We start from the raw sequence: 22,726 nt of genomic DNA, 5'->3' as shown, positions 1-22,726 counted from the left end.
CTGGGCCCCGGCGCGTCAGCGCCGGGGCCCTCGACGTGGAGGTGGCATGGGGCAGAACCCCGACGACATGTTCGGCGACGAGAGCTATCCGGCCTACACCATTGGCCAAGCTGCGGAAATGCTCGGCACCACCCAGGACTTCCTGCGCCGCCTGGACGAGGCGAAACTGATCAACCCGCACCGCTCCAGCGGTGGGCACCGCCGCTACTCCCGCTACCAGCTTCGCCTGGCCGCTCGGGCCCGGGAGATGGTCGACCAGGGTACCGCCCTGGAGGCTGCCTGCCGGATCATCATCCTCGAAGACCAGCTGGAGGAAGCCCTCCGGCAAGACCAGAACCAGCAGCATGGGACGCGGCACACTGACGCCTGAGGTCATCGGCGGGCGGTGAGCTGACTGGCTCGCCAGCGCGAACCACCTCGGCTCTGCCGGCGTACTCCTGCTCGTCGCACCTCTTTCCATGTCGGCCGCCAGCCGCCAGACGCCCCCACCGAAGACCGGACATCGGCTCGGACTCGGCGGATGGCGCGGGCGTCCGGTTATCGGATCGGTGCCGTTCGTGCGTCGGTGAGATGTTTGGTGATGCGGAGCAGCACATGGCCCGGTGGCCCGGCGACGAAGGCTGCCGTGTCGGCGAGCGCGGCGATCAGGGGCAGTCCACGACCGCCGACGGTGAGCGGGGCGGGGAGTTCGGCGTCGAGGCCGCCGCCGTCGGGGATGCTGCCGCGGTTGCCGACCTCGAGGAGGCAGACGTCGTCGTCGATGACGATGGTGATGTCGACGACGCTGTCGGGATCGGCGTGCAGCACCGCGTTGGCGCACGCCTCGCTGATCAGTACGGCGAGGTGGTCACGGGAGTCCTCGGCGACATCGGTGAGGCTCAGCAGGGTGGTGAGGACGTGGCGGGCGCGGGTCACCGACGACGGTTGCCGTGGAAGTGACAGGTTCATGCTCACCCGCACTGCACAGCTCCTCCCCGGCCCGTGCCTGAACCGTCGGCCTACCGCGTCACCCTGAGGCGCGATGCTCCAGTGGTGATCAGCCCTACCCCGGTTCTGCTGAGGCGAAACAGTCAGAGGTGCCGGCTCGACGTGCCCGGGCCGACGGCGGTTCACCCGTCGGCAGAATAGGGTAGGCGGGGATCATCGGGGCGTGGGGGAGGTTGCTGTGGAACTGCTGCTGTCGGTCCGGCCGGGCCGGGGTTGCACCGTGCTGGAGGCGCGCGGCGAGCTGGACATGGCGACATCCCCGCAGCTGCGCGAGCGTCTGCAACGGTTGGTCGACGCCGGTAACCACCACGTGGTGGTGGACCTGGCCGGGGTGGGATTCATGGACTCCAGCGGACTGGGCGCGCTGGTCGTGATGTTCAAGGCGCTGCGTGACGTCGGCGGTCGGCTGAGCCTCGCCGCGGCACAGCCCGCCGTGCACAGCGTCCTGACGGTCACGTCGGTGGATCGCGTGATCCAGGTCTATGACAATGTGCAGGCGGCTGAAGCCGATGTGCCGTCCACCGACCACCCGCCAGGCCAGTAGTCAGTCGGGCAGAGCGGCGCTGGCACGCTCCTGGTCGGCGCCGGCGCTGGTACGCCGGTCCTCGCGGTGCCCGCCGTGCCAGTCGAGGATGAACAGGGTGGCGTCATCGGCCAGCGTTGGTCCGCTGACCTCCAGGACGGCGTCGGCCAACGCCCGGGCGGCCTCTCGTGGATGCAGACCGGTGATCGACAGCAACATGGTCGGTAAATCCAGGTTGGCGGCGTTGCGCTCCCGCATGCCATCGGTGACCACCACCAGACGGTCGCCCGGCCGCAGCTCGACCTCGCCAGCGCGGTGTCCGGCGTCGGCGAACATTCCCAGCGGGAAGTTGGGCGGTAGTGGCAGCACCCGAGTGTTCCCGTCGCGTACCAGCATCGGCGGGACGTGCCCGGCGTTGAGCAGCGCGCACACGCCGGTGCGCAGGTCGAGACGGCCGAGGACCGCGGTGATGTAACCGCCGGGCACGGTGGCATGGCCGGCCACGTCGGCATTCGCCGCGTCGGCCTGTTCCACCAGACCGACCCCGCGGCGGCGGCTGTTGCGCAGGCTGCCCACGCCCAGGGTGGCCGTGAGCGCGCTGGCCACGCCGTGGCCCATCGCATCGGTGACGCTGAAGTGCAGCACGTCGCGGGCGAGGCTGTAGTCGAAGGTGTCCCCGCCGATGCTGGCGGCGGGTTCCAGCCAGCCGGACAGGGTGAACGCGCTGGCCTCACAGGTGAACGAGGCGGGCAGCAGGCGCCGCTGGATCTCCCCGGACAGGGTGAACGGGGTCGTCCGTTGCCCCCACTCGAACAGATCGGTGTGCCGCCGGTTGGCGATCACCACGAATGCCAACACGTGTGCCGTACGGGTGATCTCCTCCAGCGCCCGCGGGTCCGGCTCGTCCGGCAGGCTCATTTCGAGCAGGCCGATGGCCTCACCGCGGTCGGTCACCGGCGCCAGCACCGTCCACGTGTCAGGCTGCGGGACAACATGCACCGTCTGGGTGCGTAGCGCCTGCTCGGCGGGGCCGCCATCGAACGGCATCACCGTGGCGACCTCGTCACCGCCCCGGCGTCCCGCACCGGTTCCGCCGAGCGGCACGCGGGTCAGCCGGACCAGCGCCCGGCCGCTGAGGTCCGCGATCAAGAACGCGACGCTCCGCGCCCCCAGCGCCACACCGAGTTCCCGGGTGACCGCGTCGACCGCGTCGACGGGGGAGGCGTTCTCCGCCGCATCCAACAGCTGCGCCATGATCCACCCTCGGCTGCTTTCCACGGCCTGAGCCTACGAGACCCGGCTGGTCATCGCCGAGCACGAGGATCCTCACCACAGCGTCGACAGCCCAAACCAGGTTTCACATTCAGGGGCCTGGAGTGAGCTTCCCCTCGTTCCCGGACACCTGAATCTGGCATGTGCGGACACGTGGGGACCGTCGTGGCCAGGATCGCGGCGGGTCCAAGCGAACCGGGGACAGACCCGCGCTCCCAGGTTCTTCGGTGGCAACGCCAGCGACGGGGTATGGGGACGAAGGCCATTGATCCTCGATGATGTGTGCGGTGTGTGCTCTCCAGCGGATGCCAACCGGTGCCAACCGGTGCCAACACGGGTCACTGCGGCCGACCGCCGGTCGCAAACCGGCGTTCGTGTGCTCGGGGTGGTCCTCGGCTGGGAGAGGCGGTCAGGGCAATCGGGCAGGCAGGGGTAACGGGCAAGGCAGGCAGGCCGATCACGAGAAGTGGATCACGACAGGCTGCATCCGTGTCGCAGTCCGGTGCCTGGCGGTCGGCCGGCTTCCCGCTCGGGCCGTCGGCTCGCCAGGGCTACAGCCTGAGCATCGGACCTGGTGAACCTTCCAGATCAGAGCCAAATTGCTCGTCAGGCGTTGGAGTGAACACCGATGCCGCCGGAGACGGTGAGGTTGTCGCCGGTGATGTAGCCGGCGGCGTCCGAGGCGAGGAAGGCCACGGCTTCGGCGATGTCGGCGGGAGCGCCGACGCGGCCGAGCGGGACGTCCCGGGCCCAGGAGTCGATCACTTCCTGGGAGATACCCATCCTGCTGTAGACAGGGGTGTTGATCATTCCCGGGCTGACCGCGTTGACGCGAATGCGGCGGGGGGCGAGTTCGAGCGCGAGGGACCGCATGAGGGGTAGCAGAGCGCCCTTGGCTGCTGTCATCGCGGCCCCGAGCCCTTCGGCGGCGCCCACGGTGAACACGACCGAGGCGCCCTCGTTGAGGAGCGGCAGCGCCTTTTGCAGGGTGAAGAAGTTTCCCTTGACGTTGATGTCGAACAGCACGTCGAAGGCGTCTTCGTCGGTTGATTCGATCGGGCCGGGGCGGGAGATGCCCGCGTTGAGGAAGAGCAGGTCGAGGGAGCCGAGTTGCTGGCGCGCCTGGTCCATCGCCTGGTCGATGTCTGGCAGGGACCGTGCGTCGGCCCGGACGGCCGTGACGTCTTCGGGAAGCCCGGCGTCGGCGACATTGCCGAGGCCGGTGACCATGACGCGGTAGCCGCGGGAGTGGAGTAGTTCGGCGGTCGCCTTGCCGATGCCGCTGGTTCCACCGGTGATCAAAGCTGTGGGTGCAGGCATGATGCGCTCCTTTGCGTACTTCTGGGCCGGGGGCGGCCCTGTCCGTGGGGCCGTGGGCATGCTGCGTCACTGCCTCTGGCAGCGTACGACATCCTGGCAGTGACTGCCAAACATGATGTCACTGTCAGGATGGCAGTGCCGGGCTAGTCTGGGTGGCATGAAGCAGGAGGCCAAGTCAGCGACGGGCGCACCGACCACGCTGTGGGACCGGACACGGCAGCTGGCTTCCCAGGAGATCCTCAAGACGGCGCTGCGCCTGTTCACCGAGCAGGGCTACGACGAGACGACCATCGCCCAGATCGCCCGGGAGGCCGGCGTCTCCCAGCGCACCCTCTTCCGCTACTTCGGCACCAAGGAGGACCTTCTCGGCGGAGGTCAGGACCGGTTCGGGCAGGTCCTGATGGACACGATCGGCGAACAGCCTGCCGATTCCGGTGTCTGGGAGGCCCTGCGCGCAGGGGTTGCTGCCGTACTGGCCTTGCACGACAGCCGAGAACAGGCCCTGGAGCGGTTCCGCCTCCTCCACAACACCGCCTCGTTGCGTGCCGGTTGGCTTGAAAAGCGACTGCGATTCCAGGAGAACCTGCTGCCGCTCATCGAGACCCGTATGGACGCAGCTACCGACAAGGAGGGCGCGAAGGCGCGCGCGGTGATCGCGACGGCGTTCGCGTGCCTGGATGCCGCGTCGATGACGTGGGTCGCCAACGACGGCAAGGGCGACATCATGGACCTGTACGACGAGTGCCTGGCTGCGGTGCGGGGCTGACCCGCAGCGGCCAACGCAGGTGACCTGCGGGTTTCCTGCTCCTGCAGCGCGGGCGCGGGCGCGGGTCGCAGGGACGTACTGCTGTGATCCCTTGTGACCGCGCTGGACCCGCCCGTGCGACTGGAGTCGCACGGTGCGGTCGCCGGATGGCTGACCTTCCAGCTACCCGCCGACCTGTTCTGACAAGGCGTTGGTATCCAGCGCTACGACGCTGCAGGACGGTCGGGGTATCGCCGTGACAGTCAGTGCGTCAAACGTCGGTGGCCAAGCGGCCGGCGAGACGAGCGCTAGTTCCGCTAGGACGGTGCGGGCCAGACGGCGTCGATGAGCTGGCCGGGATGCTGCGGCTCGCGCTGGCCGACGCGGGCGCGACTCGGATCGACGCGGCGGCGACCGGCACCGCGCCCGACGGCGCCCGGGATCGAGCGCTCGGCGTGATCGCGTTCATCGTCACCGCCCTGCGGACCGCAGGGGCCTCACGAAGGTAGTGGAGGCGATCCGCGGCTGCCTCGCCCGCGTCGCCGGCCGCCGCCGGGTGCGGCTGACCGTAGCCGGGGTCGACGTGGAGGTCGCCGCCGACGTCGATGTCGCGCCGATCGTGGCAGCGCTCCTGGCTCAACCCAGCCGGCCCGTGACCGGGCTGCGGCGGGCGCTCGTGGTCGCGAACGCCCGGTACGACGACCCGGCACTCGCCGCGTTGCGCGCTCCGACCCGCGACGGGCGGACCTTGGCGTTCGTGCTCTCCGGCGGCAACGTCAACGACTGCAGCCGCTTCACCGAGGTCATGGCCGCGATCCGGGTCGAGCGGTCCGGGCCCGTTCGACCTCGGGTTCGCCCGGATCACGTCATCGCCGACAAGGGCTACAGCTCCAAGGCCATCCGGACCGACCTACGCCAGCGCGGTATCGGGCACACCATCCCCGAACGCGCTGACCAGCAGGGCAGCCGTCGACTCGGCAGCTGCGGCGGCCGGCCGCCAGTCTCCGACAAGCAGCTCTACAAGCACCGCAACGTGGTCAGTCCCTGCCAACGCGGGTCAACGCGCAGGTCGTTACACTGACCACTCGCGCCCTCGTAGCTCAGGGGATAGAGCATCGGTTTCCTAACCCGACGCTCCGCCGATGCCCACAGGCCGATGACCTGCGGGTTCTTGTTTTCTACCTGTATGTGCCGGTCGCTTCGCGGCCTTGCTGCGATCGCTTGCCGAAGATCAGCTGGAACGCTGTGGGTCCTGAGTGCAGGCTTAATGCTGCCGCGAGCCGGAAGCCGAGGCATCCTCGGCGGGTTCGTTCTCGCCGAGCAGCTCCCGGCGCCATTCGGCGAATCGGCTACGAAGATCGTCCAGCGCTCGGTCGGCGACGCCGTACTGGGCGAAGTCGTCAGGATCGAGCAGGGTGGCTTGTCCGAGAGCGTCGGCGAAGACGCGGCGGTCGAAACCACGGTCGGCGCGCTGCGCGAGGGTGAGAAGGGCCTGGCGCGTGTAGCGGCCGGATCGGAGCGTGGCGTCGATGTCGATGAAGTCACGAGCGAACGCTCGCCCGTAGAGTGCGCTCATCTTGTTCGCGACCGCGTCGTCAGGGTGCAGTACCGGTCCGATCGCCATGAGGATCGGTTCGTTGGCACGCCAGTCCACGCCGAGTTCGACCTTGGAGATCCGCATGCCGTCGGTGACGGCCAGCCGGGCGAACGTGTCGTACTGCCGCTCGGTCTCGACGGTCAGGCCGTCGTCTCGGTAGGCGTGCACGACGGCGGTGACCGCGGTGGTGAACTCCTCGCGGCGGTCCCAGGCGGTGAACAGGTCGACGTCCTCGCTGGGTCGCTCCAGGAGCCCGGCGGCCTGCACCGCGTAGCCGCCCGCCAGAGCGAAGCCGTATCGATCGGCTGCCCCGAGCCCGGTACGGGCGAGGCGTTCGTGGAAGGGGTCCACCGCTATGCCGCGTTGCTGCGGTTTGCGGCGAGTTCGGGAAAGGCATCTTCCCAGCGCTGGCGGAGCTGGGGTGGCAGCCAGAGGGTGGGCCAGAGCCTTCGGAGGAGGTCGGCGTCGAGCCAGGTGTTCAGGTCCTCGACCGTGCTCGCCTCGGTGAGTACCACCTTGTACATGCTGGCCAGGCGTGTGGTCCGGTTCAGGTCGTACTCGGGGTGCCCGGACCAGTCGAGATGACGCGGAAGCGTCACCGCGCCTTCGGTGGGGCCGTGCAGTTCGGCAAGGGTTTGGGCCACGACGTAGGGCCTCCGGTCGCCGTAGGGCTGGTAGTCCGCCGGCGGTTGGGGTGATGTCCTGCGTCGGTTGATGTTGGTCGCCCGCCGGACCTCCGGTCGTAGCACCTGACGGATCGTCTCCCGGCTGTATCCGGTGACCCGCTGCAGGTCCACCGGCCGCCAGCCGGCCGCATGAAACGCCCGCAACTGCTCGTCCCGCTCGGTCAACGCCTGTGCCCGCGTCGCCTCATACCTGGAGACAACCGCGTGCAGCTCATCCTCGGAGAACCGACCCATGCCCGTCAGCCTACTACGCTAGGCCCAGCACGCTTGGCTTGTTTCCCATCGTGCTGGCGAAGACGTTGCTCCTCGTGGGCATGGTTGGGATCAGCCGCCGCATTGGCACCGAGCGAAGTGGATCAGCCGGCCGCTTACCGCTCCCTGTTCCTCGTTCCGCCAGGCAGTGATGACCGCGATCGGAGGCATTCATGTTTTGGTGAAGCCGAGGGCCCGGTATCCGGGCATGCGGCGTTGGAGTGAGGCGGCGAGGATGGGGGTGGCCGGGTCGTGGTAGTCGTGGACCTCGGCGAGGTCCTTGCCGGGTGCGGCGCGGATGACGCGGCCGGCGCATTGGACGAGTAGCCCGTCGTAGGAGATCGGGCCGGCGAGGAAGAGGGTGTCGAGGGCGGGGGCGTCGAAGCCTTCACCGATGAACGGTGTGGTGCCGATGACGAGGAGGCCTTCGCCGGTCTTGGCCTGGTCGAGTCGTTCGACGATGGTCCGTCGGTTGGTGGTGCTCATCGTTCCTTGCAGCACGAGCGCCTGGTGTCCTCGCGTCGAGAGCAGGGCGCTGAGTGCCTCGACGTGAGCGACCCGCCGGGTAAGGACGAGACAGTTGCGTCCACGGGTCAGGGCCGCGACGACGTCGTCGGCGATCCGAGCGTTGCGTGACTCGTCGACGGCGAGTCTTCGGTGCACCTCGGCGAGCGCGCCGGGCGCGTCAAGGTCGATGTAGCCGGGCTGGAATGTTGTCTCGTGAATGAACAGCGTTCGACGGGGTCCGGCGTCGGCGTGCATCGCTGCCGCGAGGGTGCCCGGTTCCTCGTCGGTCAGGGTGTGGCGGACGGGTCCGAGTTGCCAGGTGACGAGTTGGCCGAGGCCGTCGCGTCGAGTGGGGGTGGCGGTGAGGCCGAGCCAGAACTGCGCGGCGATCCGTTTGACCGAGTGCTCGTACGCGGCCGCGCCGAGGTGGTGGCATTCGTCGACGATGACGTGCCCGTACCCCTGGGTCAGGGAGGCGACGTCGTCGCGTCGCGCGAGAGACGGCAGCAGTGCGATGTCCACCGTGCCGGTGAGTTTGCGTCGGCCGCCACCGAGTTGACCGGGCTTGATTCCGAGGAACTGCTCAATGCGGACGCGCCACTGGTCGGCGAGGGCTTTGCGGTCGACGAGGACCAGGGCGGACGTGGTGCGTTCGGCGATCACGGCGCAGGCCATGACGGTCTTGCCGGAGCCCGGTGGGGCGACCAGAATTCCGTTGTCGTGGGCGAGAAGCGCGCCGACCGCGTCGGCCTGCTTGCCGGTGAGTTCGGCGGCGAACGCGGTTTCGATCTCGGCCCCGGAGTTTCGTACGTCCGTGACAGCCAGCCGCGACTCGGCGCGTTCGACGATCGTGGCGATGGTGTGCCGCAGGCCCCGCGGGAGAACCAGGCGGTCATCGAGGGTGAGGTCGTAGCCCTGGATGAAGCGAGGGGTGTCCCAGGTGGATTTGCGGAGTCGCTGCAGCTCGTAGAACTTCGGGTTGGCTATGGCGGCGGCGTGCTTGAACGTCGCCAGAGCGGCGGGGGTGAGCTGTGCGGCGTCGATGCTCAGCCCGGGACCGGCCTCCGCGTGGACCACCGGAGGCAGCGGAGGATGGACCTGCGTCGCGGCGGACCGGCTCATCGTGGCGACGTCGGCACCGGTGACGGCTTGCTTGGCCTGCCGGGCGACGTGTTCGGCGTCGCCGGGGCTGAGCCGGTCCAGCGTCGACAAGAACGCCCACTGGTCCGCGTACGGCTCGAGCGTGCCGAGGTCGAGAAACGTGGTCAGCCCGTCCTTGCGGCGCCGCCCCTGCAGCGGTGCGGCGATGAGGTTGCCGAAGCCACCCTCGGGCAGGACGTCCTGGTTGGGGAACAGCCGGTCGTACGAGCGCAGATCCATCGACCCGCGCAGCACCATCGCCTCACGCAGCAGGACGGTGCCGACGGCCCGCCCGGTGGCCGCGGGAACCGCGCCGGTGAAGAAGACCCACACGTGGGCGCCGCGGCCCGACTGGGAGATCTCCAACGCGGCGGGCACCGCGCTGGCCCGTGCCGCCTTCACGTACGCGAGGGCGTCGAGCATCGCCGTCGGCCCGTCGAAGTCGGCCACGACGAAGTGGCAGGTGTTGCCGGGCATCAGCGGGTACAGGCCCACGAACACGTCGCCGACCAGATGCGCCGCAACGACCTCCGTCGTCCGTGGCAGGTAGGTGGCACCGCGCCGGTCCATACCCTTACGCCAACCGCCAGCGACCGCGGGCATCCACCCGACAGCGCCGGTACGGGCGTTCTCCCACCGCACGGCGTACACGTCGGACCGGGCCCGGAACCGGTCGGCGAACAACGCCAGCTTGTCCCGAGTCGGCGAAGCCATGGTGACCAGCCCTGGCGGCTCAACCGGCGCGGACAACTGCTCCGGTGCCGCGGTCGTGTCCTGGCCGCGCAGTTCCAGCAGACGCGCCAGTCGAGTGTTCTCCGCCCGTAACCGCTCGACCTCCCGGCGAAGATCGACGAACTCGGCCACCGAACTCATGCCGACCATCCTCGCGTATCTGGCTCCGAACACCCCGACACCGGTCCGATATCCTCCGCCGATGGCATCGAAGGGACACGCCGCACTGGAGGCGATGATCGAGGAAGCCACGGTCGACGCGTACGGCGACGACGAGCAGCTCACCGGCCTGTTCACCATGATCGAGGAGCACCTGGTGGTGCCGTTCACGACCACCGTCCTCGGCGTCGAGGTCACGGTGCTAAAGGTCGACCTGATCGCGGACAGCATCGTCGCGGTCTGCACCCGAGGTCGCCACCGGCAGAGGATCGGCCTACTCGACCTGCCGCTACCCACCCCCGCGCCGGACGGCAGAGCGTGGATCGACGCCTACCGGCAATGGGCCGGAAGGTAGGCCACGATGAGCGAGTACCAGTACTACGAATTTACCGCCGTCGACCGGCCCCTCACCGGCCGGGAGCGGGCCGACCTGCGGTCGATGTCGACCCGGGCCGACATCACCGCCACCAGCTTCGTGAACACCTACGAGTGGGGCAACTTCAAGGGCGACCCGCGCAGGCTGATGGAACGGTACTTCGACGCGCACCTGTACCTGGCCAATTGGGGCACCCGCCAGCTCATGCTGCGGCTACCGAAACACGTGCTCGACCCCGCAACCGTCGCACATTATTGCCAGGGTGACAGCGCGTCCGTGTGGGCCGCCGGCAAGCACGTCATCGTCGACCTCCACGACGAGGACGAGGACGGCACCGACGAGTGGGACCTCGACGGCCACGGTCTGCTCACCTCCATCATCCCGGTCCGGGCCGGCCTCGCCGCCGGCGACCTGCGCCTGCTGTACCTGGCCTGGCTGCGCTGCGTACAGTCCGAGGAGATCGCCGACGACGAGCCCGAACCGCCCGTCCCCGCCGGCATGGGCACCCTCGACGCGCCCCTCACCGCCGTCGCCGAGTTTCTGCGCATCGACCCCGACCTGATCGCGGCCGCGGCGGCAGGGTCGGTGCCGGTCGCCTCCGGTGAACCGACCGCGGCGCAACTCCGCACCTGGGTCGTCGGGCTTCCCGCCCGGGACAAGGACGCCATCCTGACCGACCTGATCACCGGCGGCGACAGCCACCTACGCAGCCAACTGCTGCGCCGCTACCGCGACGCACACCGCACCGATACGCCCACCCCGGCAGTCGCCCGCACCGCCGGGGAGCTACTCGCCACCGCCGCGGACCTGCGCGCCGAACGGGAACGACGGGACGCCGAGCAGCGCGAACGCGACTGGGCTCGCAGGGAACGGTCCGCAGCGGCCGCCCGGCAACGGCACCTCGACGCCCTCGCGGTCGACCAACCCGCCGCCTGGCAGCGGGTCGACGAACTCATCGCCACGAAGAAGCCCCGCGAGTACGACACCGCAGTTCAACTCCTCGTTGACCTGCGCGATCTCGGCGACCGCGACGGAGGCAGCTTATCGTTCCGAGACCGGCTGGCCGAGCTACGGGCGGTGCACGCCCGCAAGCCCAGCCTGCTCGAACGCCTCAACCTCGCAGGCCTCGACACCTAAACAGCCTGCCCGGCGACCGATGGCCTCGCCGCTGTCGGCCGCTGCCCCGATACCACCGTCATGCCGTCGTTCTCCTCCCTGTGCGGACTCGTCGGACGACGTACGGACGCCGCCGAGTGACCGTCGCCGGAGACGGGAAGGCCGTGAGGCCGCCGCGGCGTGCCGGCGTGACGTCCCGAACAGCCGATGCCAACGGCAGCAGGCTCCAGGAGTTCGTCCGAACCCGCAACCAGACATCGAATGATGTCGTTTGCCGATTGGACCCGGAGGGTCGGGTGACTGTCTGGGTGTGTGCTGCCGATGTCATGGCCAGCTAGGAGTAGGACGCCCCGGCCCTCGCTGACGACCGCTGTATCAGCACTGGATGGAGACTTGCGACCGATCGCCCTTTCCGAAGTTGTGGCTACTGAACCGCGGCGGGTCCATGCCCCTTGACCAGCACGAGCGAGAAGGACCGCCCGCATCCAGGACCTCCTGACCATGATCAGCCCCGCCTTGGAGAAGGCGCTGAATCTGCGCAGCAGAGGTGCGCTCCGGCTCCTCGCGCAGTGGCAGACCCCCGCCGGGCTGCGCCGCGCCGGCGAAGCCCGCATCCTGGCCTACCTACGCCAGCACGGCGTGTGGGCCGCCAAGGCACTCACCGCCAAAGTTCACGCCGCCGCGCGGACACAAACCGTCTCCGTCGCGGGAGAGGCCACCGCGGCCCTGATCGTGGGTCAGATGGCCACCGACCTCGAAGCGGTCAACGACCGCATCACCGCCATCGAGGAAACTATCGCCGCGGTGGTCGCCGAGCACGAGCTGGGGGAGATCCTCACCAGCCTGCCCGGCATCGGCACCACCCTCGCCGCCGAGTTCCTCGCCCACGCCGGCACCCTCACCACCTACTCCAGCCCCGCTGCACTCGCCGCCCACGCCGGGCTCGTGCCGATCTCCCGAGACTCCGGCCGCAGGCAGGGTCATCAGGTTCGGCCCCACCGCTACCACCGCGGCCTGCGCCGGGTGTTCAGCATGTCCAGCTTCACCGCCCTGACCCACTGCCCACGATCACGCGCCTACTACGACAAGAAAAGAGCCGAAGGAAAGATTCACCGCCAAGCCACCGCCGCCCTTTCCAGACAACGCCTCAACGTCCTCTGGGCCTGCATCCGCGACAAGACCCTCTACCAGCCCAAACAGCCAAGATCGGCAGAGGTGGCGCTGTGCGAACTCGCATAGAGACTCCCTGGGCTGGGCGAACGGCGGTCCGGGGAACGTGGGTGAACGTGGGCCACTCCCTGCCACCCCAGGTGAACCCCCAGGTCGCTAGACTATGCGCTCGCGCCCTCGTAGCTCAGGGGATAGAGCATCGGTTTCCTAAACCGTGTGTCGCAGGTTCGAATCCTGCCGGGGGCACCTCGAAGATCAGCCAAAACGCTTCCTGACCTGCGGATACGCTTCCGCATCGATCGGTCACCCTGGGCAGGTAGATGCTCACCGGGCCGTCCCATCCGGCGGGAGCTTACTCGCGCGTACCAGGATCTGCGCCTGCCGACCGTGACGGCCGGACGGACCGAGCCTGAATCCCTCGACCCAGATCCACTCATCCTGCGGCGCACGGTTGTCTACCAGCCGAACCCCGGTCACCCACAACGTCACCGGCCCGTCCGATGGCAGGAGACGATCGGCTGCATCGATCGTCAGCACCGCGCCGAGTCGTACCCGAACGTCAAACACCGCGTCTCCTCATCACCGGCGCCACGTTGCGAGGCGGCGCACTGTCGGTCTTGAATCGCCGAATCTGAAGGCCGGCGATCTGCGCGAAGACCTCACGCCGTGCCAACGCCCTACCGGTGGCCAGGTCGATGGCGTAGCCGGTCAGCCACACCCAGCCGTAGTAGGTCGTCTTGTCGCACACAGACGTCACCCGTAGCCACAGCGCGCGATCGCCGCCGAACTGCACCGACGCCCGACCGTCGATCAGCACCAGGTCACCCGGCACCGGAACGCCTGGCCGGGGCGGCGCCGGCTTGCGGGGCGCCGGGGTGGGCGGGCCATTCACGGGCCGTCGTTCGGGTCGCGGCCCCACACCAGCACCCACCCCGGGCCAGCCTCAGCAGGTCGCCGAGCGACCGGGACCCGCGCAGTCCAGGCAGGACCGCCGGGCCAGGGACCGAGTCCGCTCCGACCCGCGCCCCATCCCCCGGATGGCGGTGCGGGCAAGGGTGTACTTCCAGCCCGCGCCCGAGCAGGATTGGCAGTTGCTCGATACGTTCAGCCCCGTCATGCAGACAGGTTGTGGCACATACCGCCCAGCGACCCGGAAAATCCTTCCGGGGTTGCGGCTGACTGAGGGGAGACAGTGAACCGGTGCGCGGGACGACCAACACCCTGACCATCGGCGAACGTGTCGCCTGGTACCGTCGACGACGCGGCCTGTCCCAGGAAGTCCTAGCCGGACTCATCGGCCGCACCGCCGACTGGCTCGGCAAGATCGAGAACAACCGGATCGAGCTGGACCGGCTCTCCGTCATCAAGTCCCTCGCCGAAGTCCTGGACATCTCCCTCGGCGACCTGCTCGGCGAACCCTCACTGCTCGACTGGACCGGAGACAGCGGCACCGAAACCGTGCCCGCCCTGCGCGCCGCCCGGATGAACTACCGCGCCCTCGGCCCGTTCGATAGCGGCATGGACGCGGAGCCGCCGAGCGTCGCCGTACTCAAGAAGGAGGCGGGCACCCTCTGGGACGCCTACCAGAACTCCCGATTCGGGTACGTCACCAGCCGCCTTCCCGACCTGCTCCACCGCGCACAGGCCGCCGCCGACCACCACGACGGCGACGACCAGGACCAGTCCCGCCGGCTACTCGGCCTCGCGCACCAGCTAGCCGCGACCCAACTCACCAAGCTCGGGGAGAGCGACCTCGCCTGGATCGCCGCCGACCGCGGTTTGGCCGCCGTCCGACCCACGGGCGACCCGCTCGTCACCGGCTCCCTGTTTCGCTCGGTCGGTCACGCACTGCACGCCACCGGCCGCTACGCCGAAGCCGTACGCCTCACCGAAGACGCCGCCGGCTACCTGGAGCCCCACCTCAAGCACGCCACGCCAGCGCTGCTCTCCGTTTACGGAACCCTGTTCCTGTCCGGCTCAATGGCCGCCGCCCGATCCAACGACGCCGCCACCACCCGCACTTTCCTCGCCGCCGCCGACCACGCCGCTGGACAGCTCGGCGCCGACGCCAACCACCTCTGGACCGCGTTCGGCCCGACCAACGTCGCCATCCACCACGTCGCCATCGCCGCCGAACTGGGCAACCTGCAAATCGCCATCGACCTCGGCCCGCGCGTCGACACCGCCGGCCTACCGATGGAACGCCGCGTACGACACGCCCTAGAAGTCGCCCGCGCCTACAGCTCATGGAACCGAGTCGACGACGCCCAGGCCGTCCTGCTCGACGCCGAACAGATGGCACCCGAGCAGGTCCGCCACCACTTCCTCAGCCGGCAACTCGCCCTGACCTGGATCCGCCGACAGCGCGGCAAGCCCTCGGGCGAACTGGTCAACCTGGCCCGCCGGCTCAAGGTGCTCGACTGATCCCAGCCCATCTAGGCTGCCCTGGTGACGGCCAACGAGATGCCACCCGTGGCAACCCCACGCGTCGCCGCTGGCGCGCTCTTCTTCGACAATGAAGGCCGCGTGCTCCTCGTACGCCCCAGCTACAAGAACCACTGGGACATCCCCGGCGGCTACGTCGAACCCGGCGAGTCACCCCGCGCGGCCTGCTTGCGCGAGGTCCAAGAGGAACTCGGCCTCACGGTCACAATCGGCCCATTGCTGGTCGTTGACTGGGCACCTGCTGAGCATGAAGGCGACAAACTCCTCTTTATCTTCGACGCTGGCTCTTTGACCGTCGAACAGGAACGCGACATCCGCTTCCTAGACGGAGAACTCGCTGAGTGGAGCTACGTGGCCATGGAGGCGTTGGAGCAGCATGGACCGCGGCGTCTTGCCCTCAGGATTCGCACGGCGGTTGCGGCGCGGGATGATCCCAGCTCCAGGTACGCCGAGCATGGCATCGCAGTCTGACCCAGCGACCGCCTCACGGCCTCTTTGCAGCCTTGCAACTTCTCAGGATTGCCTGACTAGCGCCCGGACCGCGGATCGCCGGTCAGGGGACGATGACCACGCCGCCGCGTACGCCGCCCTGGGCAAGCCGTTCGTGGGCGGCGGCCGCGTCGGCGAAGGGGTACACGCCGGCGACCCGCAGCGGGATGTCGCCGCTGGTGACGAGTTTGACCAGTTCTGCCAGGCGGGATCCGTCCGACTCCACCTCCAGCGCGAAGGTCCGGATGCCCCGCACCGGCTCCGGGCGCAGCGGAGGTGACGCGGCCACGTAGCCGCCGCCGTCCCGGATGTGGTCCAGCAGCGAGGAACCGATCACCGCCAGGTCGATGACCGCGTCGTACGTCCCCGTCGGTTCGTCGGAGCGCGACAGGAACGCCGCGCCCAGCGACTCGACGAACTGGCGGTCGTCGGCTCCGGCGAGTCCGGTGGCGTGCAGGCCGGCCGCCCGTGCCAGGGCCAGGACGAACCCTCCGGCCTGCCCGGCGGCGCCGGTGACGAGCACGGTCGAGCCGGCCGGGAGCGCGAGCAGGTCGAGGGCCTGGGCGGCGGCGAGGCCGTTGGTCGGCAGGGTCGCCGCCTCGGTGGCGGGGACGCCGGTGGGTGCGGCGGTCAGCGAGGTGGCGTCGAGCACCACGTACTCCGCGTGGGCCCCGGCAGTGGTTTGCAGCCATGGCGAGAAGCCGATGACCTCATCGCCGATCGCGTACTCACCGACCGATGGCCCGACGGCGTCGACGGTGCCGACCACGTCCCAGCCGGGCGTGTACGGCAGACCGGTCGGCAGCGGTGCCGGGAACCGGCCGGAGCGGACCATGAGGTCGACCGGGTGGACGACGGACGCGGCGACCCGTACCCGCACCTGTCCCGGTCCGGCTTCGGGCGTCGGTACATCCGCCACGTGCAGGACCTCCGGCCCTCCGAACTCTTCGTAACGAACTCCGCGCATCGTCGTCTCCCTCGTAGCCGTCGTGATCACCACGACCGTACGAAGCGACGGGCACCGTGAGAAAGTAGGTACCTCGAAGTGCGTAGGGCACCGCACGAGGGCAAGATGACGACGACAACCGCAGCGCAACGCCGCGAGCAGGCAAAACGTGATTACGACGCGTTCCTGGAACGCTGCCCGACCCGGGAGCTGCTGAGCAGGCTCACCGACAAGTGGGTGGCGCTGGTGATCCCGGCGCTGGCGGACGGTCCGCAGCGGCACGGCGAACTCGCCCGCCGCATCGCCGGCATCAGTCAGAAGATGCTCACGCAAACCCTGCGGACGCTGGAGCGCGACGGCCTGGTCACCCGTACGGTCACCGCGTCGGTGCCGGTCCGCGTCGACTACGAGCTCACCCCGTTGGGCCATGAACTGTTCCCAGTCATGATCTCCATCAAGGACTGGGCGGAGTCACGCATGGACCGCGTGTTCGAAGCCCGAGCCCGATTCGACGCACTCCCCTGAGGGGCCGAATCCCGCCCGGGGCACTCCGGCAATCACCAGCGGTAGGCCAGGTTCACGGCGAGTGCGGCCAGCACGGTGACGAAGAAGACGGCCCATCCCACGAGATGACGTGACCCCACCCGCAGGTGCGCGATGAGCGCGCCGACGAAGTACAGCACCAGCCCCGCCGCGGCGAGGGTCCCCAGCAGCGGTACGGCGAAACCGGCCAGCAGTCCCACGGAGCCGGCCGCCAACAGCAGGCCCAGCACCGGTAGCCAGGACCGTGGCACCCGCTTCATGTCCGCCTGGGCCTTGGGATAGTCGTGGCCGATGAGGTAGGTGACCGCGGCGATGCCGGTGAACACCGAGGCGAGGATGGTGACTGTCACGTAAGCGGCGAACATGGACCCTCCCTGTGGTTTTGTCACCTCAGGGACGGGGCAGCTCCGCGAAACGTTACGGGCGTGGCGCGCTCAGCAGAACCCGGTGCCCTCCGGGGCATCCCGGAGGGCACCGCGGAGGGCACCGCGTCGTCGCAGGGTCAGAGGAATTTGTACATCTCGGCGGAGGCCGGCTCGGTGTCGCCGGCGGGCGGCGCGGTCACCGAGACTTGCTCGCCGAAGCCGCTCATCTTCATGTCGGTGACGAGATCACCGACGCTCTTCGTGGCGATCGTGTAGGACAGCGCGGTGAGCCGGCCGTCGGCGTCGACGGTCGCCTCGAAGGGGACCGCCGTGGGGTCCTTCGCCAGCTTGGCGGTGGACTTGAGGCCGTCGCGCATTCCACCGTCGGCGCCGGCGGCCTCCGCGGCCTTGTTCAGGTCGGCGGTGCCGCTGTAGCGGCCGGGGCTCACCTCCTGGGCGGTCACGATGCCGCCGATGATGCCGGTCTGCGCCTTGAGGTCGAACGACTGGCGCAACGAGCTGGTCGGCCGGAGCTTGTTGAGGTCGATCTTCATCCAGGGCTTCTCGCCCTCGAGCGAGTCGGACTTGATGTAGGCGGCATCGCCGATCAGCCGGGCCTCGATCGGCTCCGGGGCGTTCCCGGTGACGTGGATCGCCTTGGCGGCGGGGTCCATCTTGCCGCTGAGGGTGATCGACTGGCTGCCGGCCTTGACCGAGGCGTCCATGGTGACCGTGCCGGCGAGGCTGCGGTCCATGGCCTGCCGGACGGCGGCGACCGGTTCGACCTTGGTCGTGGCGGGGGCGGCGGAGGGGCCGGCCCCTCCGGTGTTGTCGCCGGAGGTGGTGCCGCAGCCGGCCACGAGGGCGGCGGCGAGGGCAATCGAAAGGGTAGGGATCAGTCGACGCATAGACGCGACCCTAACCAATGGGCACCACCCCCGGTGCACGATGGCCATTCGCAGGTCAGTCCGCCGGCAGTTGATCGGCCCGGGTGAGCACCCGGTCGACGAGGCCGTACTCCCGGGCCTGCTCGGCGGTGAACCAGCGGTCGCGGTCCCAGTCCCGCTGGATCTCGTCGAGCGTCCGTCCACTGTGCTGGGCGATCAGCTCCTGCATGGTCCGCTTCACGTGCAGCATGTTCTCCGCCTGGATGGTGATGTCCGAGGCGGTGCCGCCCATCCCGCCGGAGGGCTGGTGCATCATGACCCGCGAGTGCGGCAGCGCGTACCGCTTGCCGGCCGCGCCGGCGCAGAGCAGGAACTGCCCCATCGAGCCGGCGAACCCGAGCGCCAGCGTGGCCACGTCGTTGCGGACGTAGCGCATCGTGTCGTAGACCGCCATTCCGGCGCTCACCGAGCCGCCCGGCGAGTTGATGTAGAGGTAGATGTCCCGGTCGGCGTCCTCGGCGGCGAGCAGCAGGATCTGCCCGCAGATCTGGTTGGCCGACTCCTCGGTCACCTCGGTGCCGAGGAAGACGATCCGCTCCCGCAGCAGCCGCTCGAACACCTGGTCACCGAAGGTCGGTTGCCCGCTGTCCCGCATCTGCACGCCGTACCCGATCATGTGTCGCCGCCTTCCGCCGTGCCGGCGGGCGGCGGGACCGCCCGGGGAGCCGGCTCCTCCAGCGTGCGCGTGGCGGCGGTCGCGGCCCAGGGATTCTGCCGGCGGCAGATCCGCCCAGGGCAGAACCCCGGCCGGCCTACACGAGGGTCAGTCGCCGCCGGCCCGCCCGGGCCCGGCGGCAGGCCAGCATCTTGGAGGTACGCGGACCGGGGCGCCCGGCCGACGTGGAGGCGATCAGCCGAACCCGCAGCCCCGCTCCTTGGACGGTCGACCCGACGGGCGAGGCTGGACCGCCGACGTGCAGGATCGGCCCGCCCAGCCGCAGCACCGGCCCGGCCGGCTGCCCTACGGGGGCCGGGGCGGCGGCCACGGGTGGCGTCGCCCCACCCGGCTGGAAGCCGATCCGCAACGCGGGGCCGGTCTCGTTGCGTGCCGAGGGCGCCTGCTCCAGCCGGGCCAGGGCGGCCCGGGGCGCGGCGGGAATGCGACGCTCGACCCGGCGCAGGTCGTCGCGGGCCTGTTCGAGCAGGTCGGAAAGGCGGATGCCGAGTGCCCGGCAGATCGCCGCGAGCACCTCCGACGAGGCTTCCTTGCGGCCCCGCTCGACCTCGGACAGGTAGGGCACGGAGACCCCGGCGGACGCGGCCACCTCGCGCAGCGTGCGGCCCTGGCTCTGGCGCAGCCGGCGCAGCACCCCGCCGATCACTCGTCGCAGCAACGACATGCGGACCTCACTCTCGCGGTCGTCGTCGGAGGAACACCCCCCATCATGCCGGTTGTCGGACCCGTCGGCGGTCCCGAGCGGGCCCGCGCCGCCGTCCAGCGCGGGCCCGGCTCGTCACTGACCGTCTGGCTCTTGACGGTCCCCGTCGAGCAACTCATGGCCTGGGCGGTCTCCTCGACGCTCAGATCCTGGAAGTACCGCAGGACCAGCACCGCGCGTTGGCGCGGCGGTACCTGCCGCAACGCACCGACCAGGGTGATCCGGTCGGTCGGGTCGACCGTGGTCGTCGACACCTCGGGCAGGGCGGCGCCGAGCCGGACCCGCGCCCAGCGCGACCGCCGCTCGTCGATCAGCCGCCGCAGCAGCATGGTGCGGACGAGCGCATCCAGGTGGTCGGCCTGCCGCGCTCGCGCCCAGGAGCGGTACAACTCGGTGAGCACGCGCTGCAGGATGTCGTCGCCCCGGTCCCAGTCCCCGCACATCAGGTAGGCGGTCCTTCGCCACTGGACCATCCTGGACTGGACATACTCGGTGTATTCGTCGTCGGCCTCGGTTCGCCGTCTGCCGCTCGTCACGAGGGTTGCGCCCCCTCCGTCTGCCGGCCTGCACCGGTTCGTTGTTGTCGCCCGATAGGTCGTGTGCGGGGGCCGGTGCGGTTGTCCGCTGCGCGACCCGGGCGTGCGACGTGCGGCGTACCCGCTATGTTGTGGTCGTGCAGGCGACGGCGGCGGAGCAGGTTCGACGGTGATCCATTTTCCCGCGCAGCGCCGGGGCCCGCTGAGCGCGCTGAGCCTCCGGCTCGCGGCCGCCCTGGGCCTGGTCTTCGCCGTGGTGGCGGCGGTCTACCTGGACCGGGACGGCTACCGCGACGTCAACGAGGACGGCCTCACCCTGCTCGACTGCTTCTACTACGCGGTCGTCTCGCTCTCCACGACCGGCTACGGGGACATCACCCCGGCCGCGCCGTCGGCCCGGCTGGTCAACGTCCTGTTCGTCACCCCAGCCCGGATTGTCTTCCTGATCATCCTGGTCGGCACCACCCTGGAAGTTCTGACCGAGCAGTACCGGACCGGCCGTCGCCTGTCGCGGTGGAGGAGAACCGTGAAGGACCACGTCATCATCTGCGGCTACGGCACCAAGGGCCGCAGTGCGGTCAACGCCCTGATGGAGAACGGCCTGGACCGGTCGAGGATCGTGGTGGTGGAGCGCAGCAGCGCCGCCCTGCGGCAGGCCACGTCGGCCGGGCTGGTGGCGATCGAGGGGTCGGCGACCCGGTCGTCAGTGCTGAACGAGGCGCACGTGCGCAACGCGAAGGCAGTGATCATCGCGACCGACAGTGACGATGCCTCGGTGCTTGTGGCGCTGACCGTACGGCAGCTCACCGCCGGGCAGGTCCGGATCATCGCGGCGGCGCGGGAGGCGGAGAACGCCCCGCTGCTCAAGCAGAGCGGCGCGCACCATGTGATCGTCTCCTCGGCGACCGCTGGCCGCCTGCTCGGCCTGTCCACCTCGGCGCCGCCGCTGATCGACGTGGTGGAGGACCTGCTCACGCCGGGGCAGGGCATGGCGCTGGCGATGCGCTCGGCGGAGCGGGACGAGGTCGGTCGCTCACCGCGTGAGCTGGACTCACTGGTGATCGCCCTGGTCCGGCGGGGCAAGGTGGTCACCCTGGCCGACCGGGCCGGTGCGGTGATCGAGACCGGCGACATGCTGGTGCACGTCCGCGACGACCGCCCGCAGTCCACGGCGACGGTCTGACGCTGCTGCGTCAGCAGGCGTCGGGCTCGTCGATGAGCGCTGCGCCGCAGCTGACCGGTGTCGTGGTGGCGGCCCGCCTGAGCAGCTCGTAGAGCGTCTCCCGCTCGGCTGGCTCCAGCGCCCCCAGCACCTCGTCTTCGGCGCCCGCGAGAGCGCACTCCGCCTCGTTGAGGCGTTTCGCACCATCTTCGGTGAGCTCGACGACATGTCGTCGGCGGTCCTGCGGTGACCGTCGGCGCTCGACCAGGTCTCTCGCTTCGAGGTCGTTGAGCAGCCCGACGATGTTGGTGCTGTCCATCTCGAGGGTGGTGGCGAGCGCCTGCTGACTGGTGCCGCCGCCCGCGCGCAACACCGTGAGCGCGACCAGGTGTCGGGGCCGCAGGCCCAGGGGAGCGAGCACCGACTCCGCCCGCAGTCGCATCCGCCGCGCCAGGTGGTCCAGCAGGGGGCCCGAGCGGTGCTCCGTCGGATCCAGCGGCAGGGCGGACATGTGACCCAGTCTACCGACGCGCCGCAATATCTGCCTGCTATAAATAGTTGGTGTCTCACAGACGATCCTTGGAGGATGAATCATGAACCTGCTGCATATCGATTCGAGTATCCGGGGTGACTGGTCGGTCAGTCGGCGGCTCACCGCCCGTGCCGCCGCGGCCTGGCGCGCGGCACACCCCGACGGCACGGTGACCTACCGTGACCTGGGTGCCGAGCCGCTGCCGCACCTGGACTCGGCGGGCGGGCTGGCGCGGATGACGCCGCCGGACCAGCACACTCCGGCCCAGCGCGAGTCGTGGGAGCTCAGCGAGCGGCTGATCGACGAGGTGAAGCAGGCCGACGTGGTGCTGCTCGGGCTGCCGCTCTACAACTACGGCGCGCCGAGCAGCGTGAAGTCCTGGGTCGATCACCTGATCGTTGCCGGCCTCACCTACGACCCGACGACGCAGGAGGGCCTGCTCGGTGGCCGCGAGTTCGTGGTGCTGGCCACCCGGGGTGGCGGCTACGGCGAGGGCACCCCGCGGCACGGCTGGGACCACGCGGAGCAGTGGCTCCCGCATGGTCTGTCGATGACCGGTCTGGAGCCGCGTTTCATCAGCACCGAGCTGACCCTGGCACCGTCGGTGCCGGCGATGGCCGAGCTGATCCCGCTGCACGAGGCGAGCCTCGCGGCGACTGAGAAGGAGATCGACAACCTCTGGCTGCCGGCCTCCGCCCAGCGCTGAGGCGGCACCGGTAAGAACGAGAGCGGGGGGGCCCCCGGGCGGGGGGGGCGGCGGGCGTGAGCGGGGGCGGGGGGGAGTGGTAAGTGTATGACAC

The 22,726-nt window shown here is 69.6% G+C and carries 28 protein-coding genes and 1 tRNA gene; 14 read left to right on the top strand and 15 right to left on the bottom strand.

Going from position 1 to position 22,726, the window contains the following annotated elements:
* Positions 1 to 46: 46 nt before the first annotated feature.
* Positions 47 to 370: a helix-turn-helix domain-containing protein gene (locus tag AB0J68_RS06430; protein WP_363936595.1), complete on the top strand. Its 324-nt coding sequence runs from the start codon at positions 47 to 49 to the stop codon at positions 368 to 370.
* A gap of 167 nt (positions 371 to 537) precedes the next feature.
* On the opposite strand, the gene AB0J68_RS06425 is transcribed toward AB0J68_RS06430, so the two are convergent.
* Entirely contained in the window at positions 538 to 948 is a 411-nt protein-coding gene (locus tag AB0J68_RS06425) for an ATP-binding protein (protein WP_363936598.1), read from the bottom strand.
* 217 nt (positions 949 to 1,165) lie between these two features.
* Between AB0J68_RS06425 and AB0J68_RS06420 the strand changes: the two genes are divergently transcribed.
* Positions 1,166 to 1,531, top strand: a complete 366-nt coding sequence (locus AB0J68_RS06420; RefSeq protein WP_354859507.1) for an STAS domain-containing protein — start codon at positions 1,166 to 1,168, stop codon at positions 1,529 to 1,531.
* On the opposite strand, the gene AB0J68_RS06415 is transcribed toward AB0J68_RS06420, so the two are convergent.
* Positions 1,532 to 2,764, bottom strand: a complete 1,233-nt coding sequence (locus AB0J68_RS06415; RefSeq protein WP_363936592.1) for a PP2C family protein-serine/threonine phosphatase — start codon at positions 2,762 to 2,764, stop codon at positions 1,532 to 1,534.
* A gap of 624 nt (positions 2,765 to 3,388) precedes the next feature.
* Positions 3,389 to 4,162, bottom strand: a complete 774-nt coding sequence (locus AB0J68_RS06410) for an SDR family oxidoreductase (RefSeq protein ID WP_363936589.1) — start codon at positions 4,160 to 4,162, stop codon at positions 3,389 to 3,391.
* Between the two features lie 97 nt (positions 4,163 to 4,259).
* Here AB0J68_RS06410 and AB0J68_RS06405 point away from each other — a divergent pair, with 97 nt between their 5' ends.
* The 3 genes from AB0J68_RS06405 (at position 4,260) to AB0J68_RS06395 (ending at position 5,928) form a co-directional block, all read left to right on the top strand.
* On the top strand, positions 4,260 to 4,868 hold the full coding sequence (locus tag AB0J68_RS06405; protein WP_354859512.1) for a helix-turn-helix domain-containing protein: 609 nt from the start codon (positions 4,260 to 4,262) through the stop codon (positions 4,866 to 4,868).
* Between the two features lie 338 nt (positions 4,869 to 5,206).
* Complete coding sequence (locus tag AB0J68_RS06400; protein ID WP_363936587.1) at positions 5,207 to 5,356, top strand: hypothetical protein; 150 nt, start codon at positions 5,207 to 5,209, stop codon at positions 5,354 to 5,356.
* Entirely contained in the window at positions 5,356 to 5,928 is a 573-nt protein-coding gene (locus AB0J68_RS06395; RefSeq protein ID WP_363936584.1) for a transposase, read from the top strand. The genes AB0J68_RS06400 and AB0J68_RS06395 overlap by 1 nt, the downstream gene beginning before the upstream one ends.
* Before the next feature lie 183 nt (positions 5,929 to 6,111).
* Here the strand turns inward: AB0J68_RS06395 and AB0J68_RS06390 are convergent, their stop codons facing one another.
* The 3 genes from AB0J68_RS06390 to AB0J68_RS06380 form a co-directional block, all read right to left on the bottom strand.
* On the bottom strand, positions 6,112 to 6,795 hold the full coding sequence (locus AB0J68_RS06390) for a nucleotidyl transferase AbiEii/AbiGii toxin family protein (protein WP_354859518.1): 684 nt from the start codon (positions 6,793 to 6,795) through the stop codon (positions 6,112 to 6,114).
* A 2-nt stretch (positions 6,796 to 6,797) separates the two neighbouring features.
* A complete protein-coding gene (locus AB0J68_RS06385) occupies positions 6,798 to 7,364 on the bottom strand; it encodes a hypothetical protein (RefSeq protein WP_354859520.1) in 567 nt (188 codons plus the stop codon).
* A gap of 189 nt (positions 7,365 to 7,553) precedes the next feature.
* On the bottom strand, positions 7,554 to 9,902 hold the full coding sequence (locus AB0J68_RS06380; RefSeq protein WP_363936581.1) for a DEAD/DEAH box helicase family protein: 2,349 nt from the start codon (positions 9,900 to 9,902) through the stop codon (positions 7,554 to 7,556).
* Between the two features lie 61 nt (positions 9,903 to 9,963).
* On the opposite strand from AB0J68_RS06380, the gene AB0J68_RS06375 reads away from it, so the two are divergent.
* The 4 genes from AB0J68_RS06375 (at position 9,964) to AB0J68_RS06360 (ending at position 12,828) form a co-directional block, all read left to right on the top strand.
* Positions 9,964 to 10,275, top strand: a complete 312-nt coding sequence (locus AB0J68_RS06375) for a hypothetical protein (RefSeq protein WP_355068604.1) — start codon at positions 9,964 to 9,966, stop codon at positions 10,273 to 10,275.
* A gap of 6 nt (positions 10,276 to 10,281) precedes the next feature.
* Complete coding sequence (locus AB0J68_RS06370; RefSeq protein WP_363936578.1) at positions 10,282 to 11,433, top strand: hypothetical protein; 1,152 nt, start codon at positions 10,282 to 10,284, stop codon at positions 11,431 to 11,433.
* 480 nt (positions 11,434 to 11,913) lie between these two features.
* Complete coding sequence (locus AB0J68_RS06365) at positions 11,914 to 12,651, top strand: transposase (RefSeq protein ID WP_363936576.1); 738 nt, start codon at positions 11,914 to 11,916, stop codon at positions 12,649 to 12,651.
* Between the two features lie 104 nt (positions 12,652 to 12,755).
* Positions 12,756 to 12,828 (top strand) — tRNA-Arg (locus AB0J68_RS06360).
* A 78-nt stretch (positions 12,829 to 12,906) separates the two neighbouring features.
* Here the strand turns inward: AB0J68_RS06360 and AB0J68_RS06355 are convergent.
* Together AB0J68_RS06355 and AB0J68_RS06350 are read right to left on the bottom strand one after the other, a co-directional pair.
* A complete protein-coding gene (locus AB0J68_RS06355) occupies positions 12,907 to 13,149 on the bottom strand; it encodes a hypothetical protein (protein WP_363936573.1) in 243 nt (80 codons plus the stop codon).
* Positions 13,142 to 13,474 carry a hypothetical protein gene (locus AB0J68_RS06350; RefSeq protein WP_363936571.1) on the bottom strand — a complete coding sequence of 111 codons (333 nt, stop codon included), beginning with the start codon at positions 13,472 to 13,474 and terminating at the stop codon, positions 13,142 to 13,144. The genes AB0J68_RS06355 and AB0J68_RS06350 overlap by 8 nt, the downstream gene beginning before the upstream one ends.
* 308 nt (positions 13,475 to 13,782) lie before the next feature.
* Between AB0J68_RS06350 and AB0J68_RS06345 the strand changes: the two genes are divergently transcribed.
* Together AB0J68_RS06345 and AB0J68_RS06340 are read left to right on the top strand one after the other, a co-directional pair.
* Positions 13,783 to 15,006: a helix-turn-helix domain-containing protein gene (locus AB0J68_RS06345; RefSeq protein ID WP_363936568.1), complete on the top strand. Its 1,224-nt coding sequence runs from the start codon at positions 13,783 to 13,785 to the stop codon at positions 15,004 to 15,006.
* Positions 15,007 to 15,030: 24 nt separating this feature from the next.
* Positions 15,031 to 15,498 carry an NUDIX hydrolase gene (locus AB0J68_RS06340; protein ID WP_363936566.1) on the top strand — a complete coding sequence of 156 codons (468 nt, stop codon included), beginning with the start codon at positions 15,031 to 15,033 and terminating at the stop codon, positions 15,496 to 15,498.
* A gap of 82 nt (positions 15,499 to 15,580) precedes the next feature.
* Here AB0J68_RS06340 and AB0J68_RS06335 read toward each other — a convergent pair whose 3' ends face one another.
* Complete coding sequence (locus AB0J68_RS06335; RefSeq protein WP_363936563.1) at positions 15,581 to 16,483, bottom strand: NADP-dependent oxidoreductase; 903 nt, start codon at positions 16,481 to 16,483, stop codon at positions 15,581 to 15,583.
* A gap of 105 nt (positions 16,484 to 16,588) precedes the next feature.
* Here AB0J68_RS06335 and AB0J68_RS06330 point away from each other — a divergent pair, with 105 nt between their 5' ends.
* Positions 16,589 to 16,987 carry a helix-turn-helix domain-containing protein gene (locus tag AB0J68_RS06330; RefSeq protein WP_363936562.1) on the top strand — a complete coding sequence of 133 codons (399 nt, stop codon included), beginning with the start codon at positions 16,589 to 16,591 and terminating at the stop codon, positions 16,985 to 16,987.
* A 32-nt stretch (positions 16,988 to 17,019) separates the two neighbouring features.
* Here the strand turns inward: AB0J68_RS06330 and AB0J68_RS06325 are convergent, their stop codons facing one another.
* The 5 genes from AB0J68_RS06325 to AB0J68_RS06305 form a co-directional block, all read right to left on the bottom strand.
* Entirely contained in the window at positions 17,020 to 17,370 is a 351-nt protein-coding gene (locus tag AB0J68_RS06325) for a DoxX family protein (RefSeq protein ID WP_354859563.1), read from the bottom strand.
* 137 nt (positions 17,371 to 17,507) lie between these two features.
* Positions 17,508 to 18,278 carry a hypothetical protein gene (locus AB0J68_RS06320; RefSeq protein ID WP_363936559.1) on the bottom strand — a complete coding sequence of 257 codons (771 nt, stop codon included), beginning with the start codon at positions 18,276 to 18,278 and terminating at the stop codon, positions 17,508 to 17,510.
* 55 nt (positions 18,279 to 18,333) lie between these two features.
* A complete protein-coding gene (locus AB0J68_RS06315) occupies positions 18,334 to 18,933 on the bottom strand; it encodes an ATP-dependent Clp protease proteolytic subunit (protein ID WP_354859568.1) in 600 nt (199 codons plus the stop codon).
* A 136-nt stretch (positions 18,934 to 19,069) separates the two neighbouring features.
* Positions 19,070 to 19,657, bottom strand: a complete 588-nt coding sequence (locus AB0J68_RS06310; RefSeq protein ID WP_354859569.1) for a helix-turn-helix transcriptional regulator — start codon at positions 19,655 to 19,657, stop codon at positions 19,070 to 19,072.
* Positions 19,636 to 20,232, bottom strand: coding sequence for a sigma-70 family RNA polymerase sigma factor (locus AB0J68_RS06305; RefSeq protein WP_363936557.1), 597 nt, complete (start codon positions 20,230 to 20,232; stop codon positions 19,636 to 19,638). The genes AB0J68_RS06310 and AB0J68_RS06305 overlap by 22 nt, the downstream gene beginning before the upstream one ends.
* A gap of 169 nt (positions 20,233 to 20,401) precedes the next feature.
* On the opposite strand from AB0J68_RS06305, the gene AB0J68_RS06300 reads away from it, so the two are divergent.
* Positions 20,402 to 21,415 carry a potassium channel family protein gene (locus AB0J68_RS06300; protein WP_354859575.1) on the top strand — a complete coding sequence of 338 codons (1,014 nt, stop codon included), beginning with the start codon at positions 20,402 to 20,404 and terminating at the stop codon, positions 21,413 to 21,415.
* 10 nt (positions 21,416 to 21,425) lie between these two features.
* Here AB0J68_RS06300 and AB0J68_RS06295 read toward each other — a convergent pair whose 3' ends face one another.
* Positions 21,426 to 21,905 carry a MarR family winged helix-turn-helix transcriptional regulator gene (locus tag AB0J68_RS06295; RefSeq protein WP_354859578.1) on the bottom strand — a complete coding sequence of 160 codons (480 nt, stop codon included), beginning with the start codon at positions 21,903 to 21,905 and terminating at the stop codon, positions 21,426 to 21,428.
* 82 nt (positions 21,906 to 21,987) lie between these two features.
* Here AB0J68_RS06295 and AB0J68_RS06290 point away from each other — a divergent pair, with 82 nt between their 5' ends.
* The gene (locus tag AB0J68_RS06290) at positions 21,988 to 22,632 is read left to right on the top strand and encodes an NAD(P)H-dependent oxidoreductase (RefSeq protein WP_354859580.1); all 645 of its coding nucleotides are present in this window, start codon (positions 21,988 to 21,990) and stop codon (positions 22,630 to 22,632) included.
* Positions 22,633 to 22,726: the final 94 nt, after the last annotated feature.

The organism is Micromonospora sp. NPDC049580 (assembly GCF_040675595.1).
Taxonomy (GTDB): domain Bacteria; phylum Actinomycetota; class Actinomycetes; order Mycobacteriales; family Micromonosporaceae; genus Micromonospora.
Note: the sequence above shows the minus strand (reverse complement) of the source record. Positions and strands in the feature narration are given on the sequence as shown.

Coding starts and splice junctions, on each gene's coding strand:
- AB0J68_RS06400 (WP_363936587.1), top strand. CDS start 5,207: ATGCTGCGGCTCGCGCTGGCCGACGCGGGCGCGACTCGGATCGACGCG.
- AB0J68_RS06425 (WP_363936598.1), bottom strand. CDS start 948: ATGAACCTGTCACTTCCACGGCAACCGTCGTCGGTGACCCGCGCCCGC.
- AB0J68_RS06320 (WP_363936559.1), bottom strand. CDS start 18,278: ATGCGTCGACTGATCCCTACCCTTTCGATTGCCCTCGCCGCCGCCCTC.
- AB0J68_RS06295 (WP_354859578.1), bottom strand. CDS start 21,905: ATGTCCGCCCTGCCGCTGGATCCGACGGAGCACCGCTCGGGCCCCCTG.
- AB0J68_RS06325 (WP_354859563.1), bottom strand. CDS start 17,370: ATGTTCGCCGCTTACGTGACAGTCACCATCCTCGCCTCGGTGTTCACC.
- AB0J68_RS06310 (WP_354859569.1), bottom strand. CDS start 19,657: ATGTCGTTGCTGCGACGAGTGATCGGCGGGGTGCTGCGCCGGCTGCGC.
- AB0J68_RS06335 (WP_363936563.1), bottom strand. CDS start 16,483: ATGCGCGGAGTTCGTTACGAAGAGTTCGGAGGGCCGGAGGTCCTGCAC.
- AB0J68_RS06290 (WP_354859580.1), top strand. CDS start 21,988: ATGAACCTGCTGCATATCGATTCGAGTATCCGGGGTGACTGGTCGGTC.
- AB0J68_RS06405 (WP_354859512.1), top strand. CDS start 4,260: ATGAAGCAGGAGGCCAAGTCAGCGACGGGCGCACCGACCACGCTGTGG.
- AB0J68_RS06430 (WP_363936595.1), top strand. CDS start 47: ATGGGGCAGAACCCCGACGACATGTTCGGCGACGAGAGCTATCCGGCC.
- AB0J68_RS06415 (WP_363936592.1), bottom strand. CDS start 2,764: ATGGCGCAGCTGTTGGATGCGGCGGAGAACGCCTCCCCCGTCGACGCG.
- AB0J68_RS06410 (WP_363936589.1), bottom strand. CDS start 4,162: ATGCCCACGGCCCCACGGACAGGGCCGCCCCCGGCCCAGAAGTACGCA.
- AB0J68_RS06370 (WP_363936578.1), top strand. CDS start 10,282: ATGAGCGAGTACCAGTACTACGAATTTACCGCCGTCGACCGGCCCCTC.
- AB0J68_RS06375 (WP_355068604.1), top strand. CDS start 9,964: ATGGCATCGAAGGGACACGCCGCACTGGAGGCGATGATCGAGGAAGCC.
- AB0J68_RS06365 (WP_363936576.1), top strand. CDS start 11,914: ATGATCAGCCCCGCCTTGGAGAAGGCGCTGAATCTGCGCAGCAGAGGT.
- AB0J68_RS06330 (WP_363936562.1), top strand. CDS start 16,589: ATGACGACGACAACCGCAGCGCAACGCCGCGAGCAGGCAAAACGTGAT.
- AB0J68_RS06315 (WP_354859568.1), bottom strand. CDS start 18,933: ATGATCGGGTACGGCGTGCAGATGCGGGACAGCGGGCAACCGACCTTC.
- AB0J68_RS06385 (WP_354859520.1), bottom strand. CDS start 7,364: ATGGGTCGGTTCTCCGAGGATGAGCTGCACGCGGTTGTCTCCAGGTAT.
- AB0J68_RS06380 (WP_363936581.1), bottom strand. CDS start 9,902: ATGAGTTCGGTGGCCGAGTTCGTCGATCTTCGCCGGGAGGTCGAGCGG.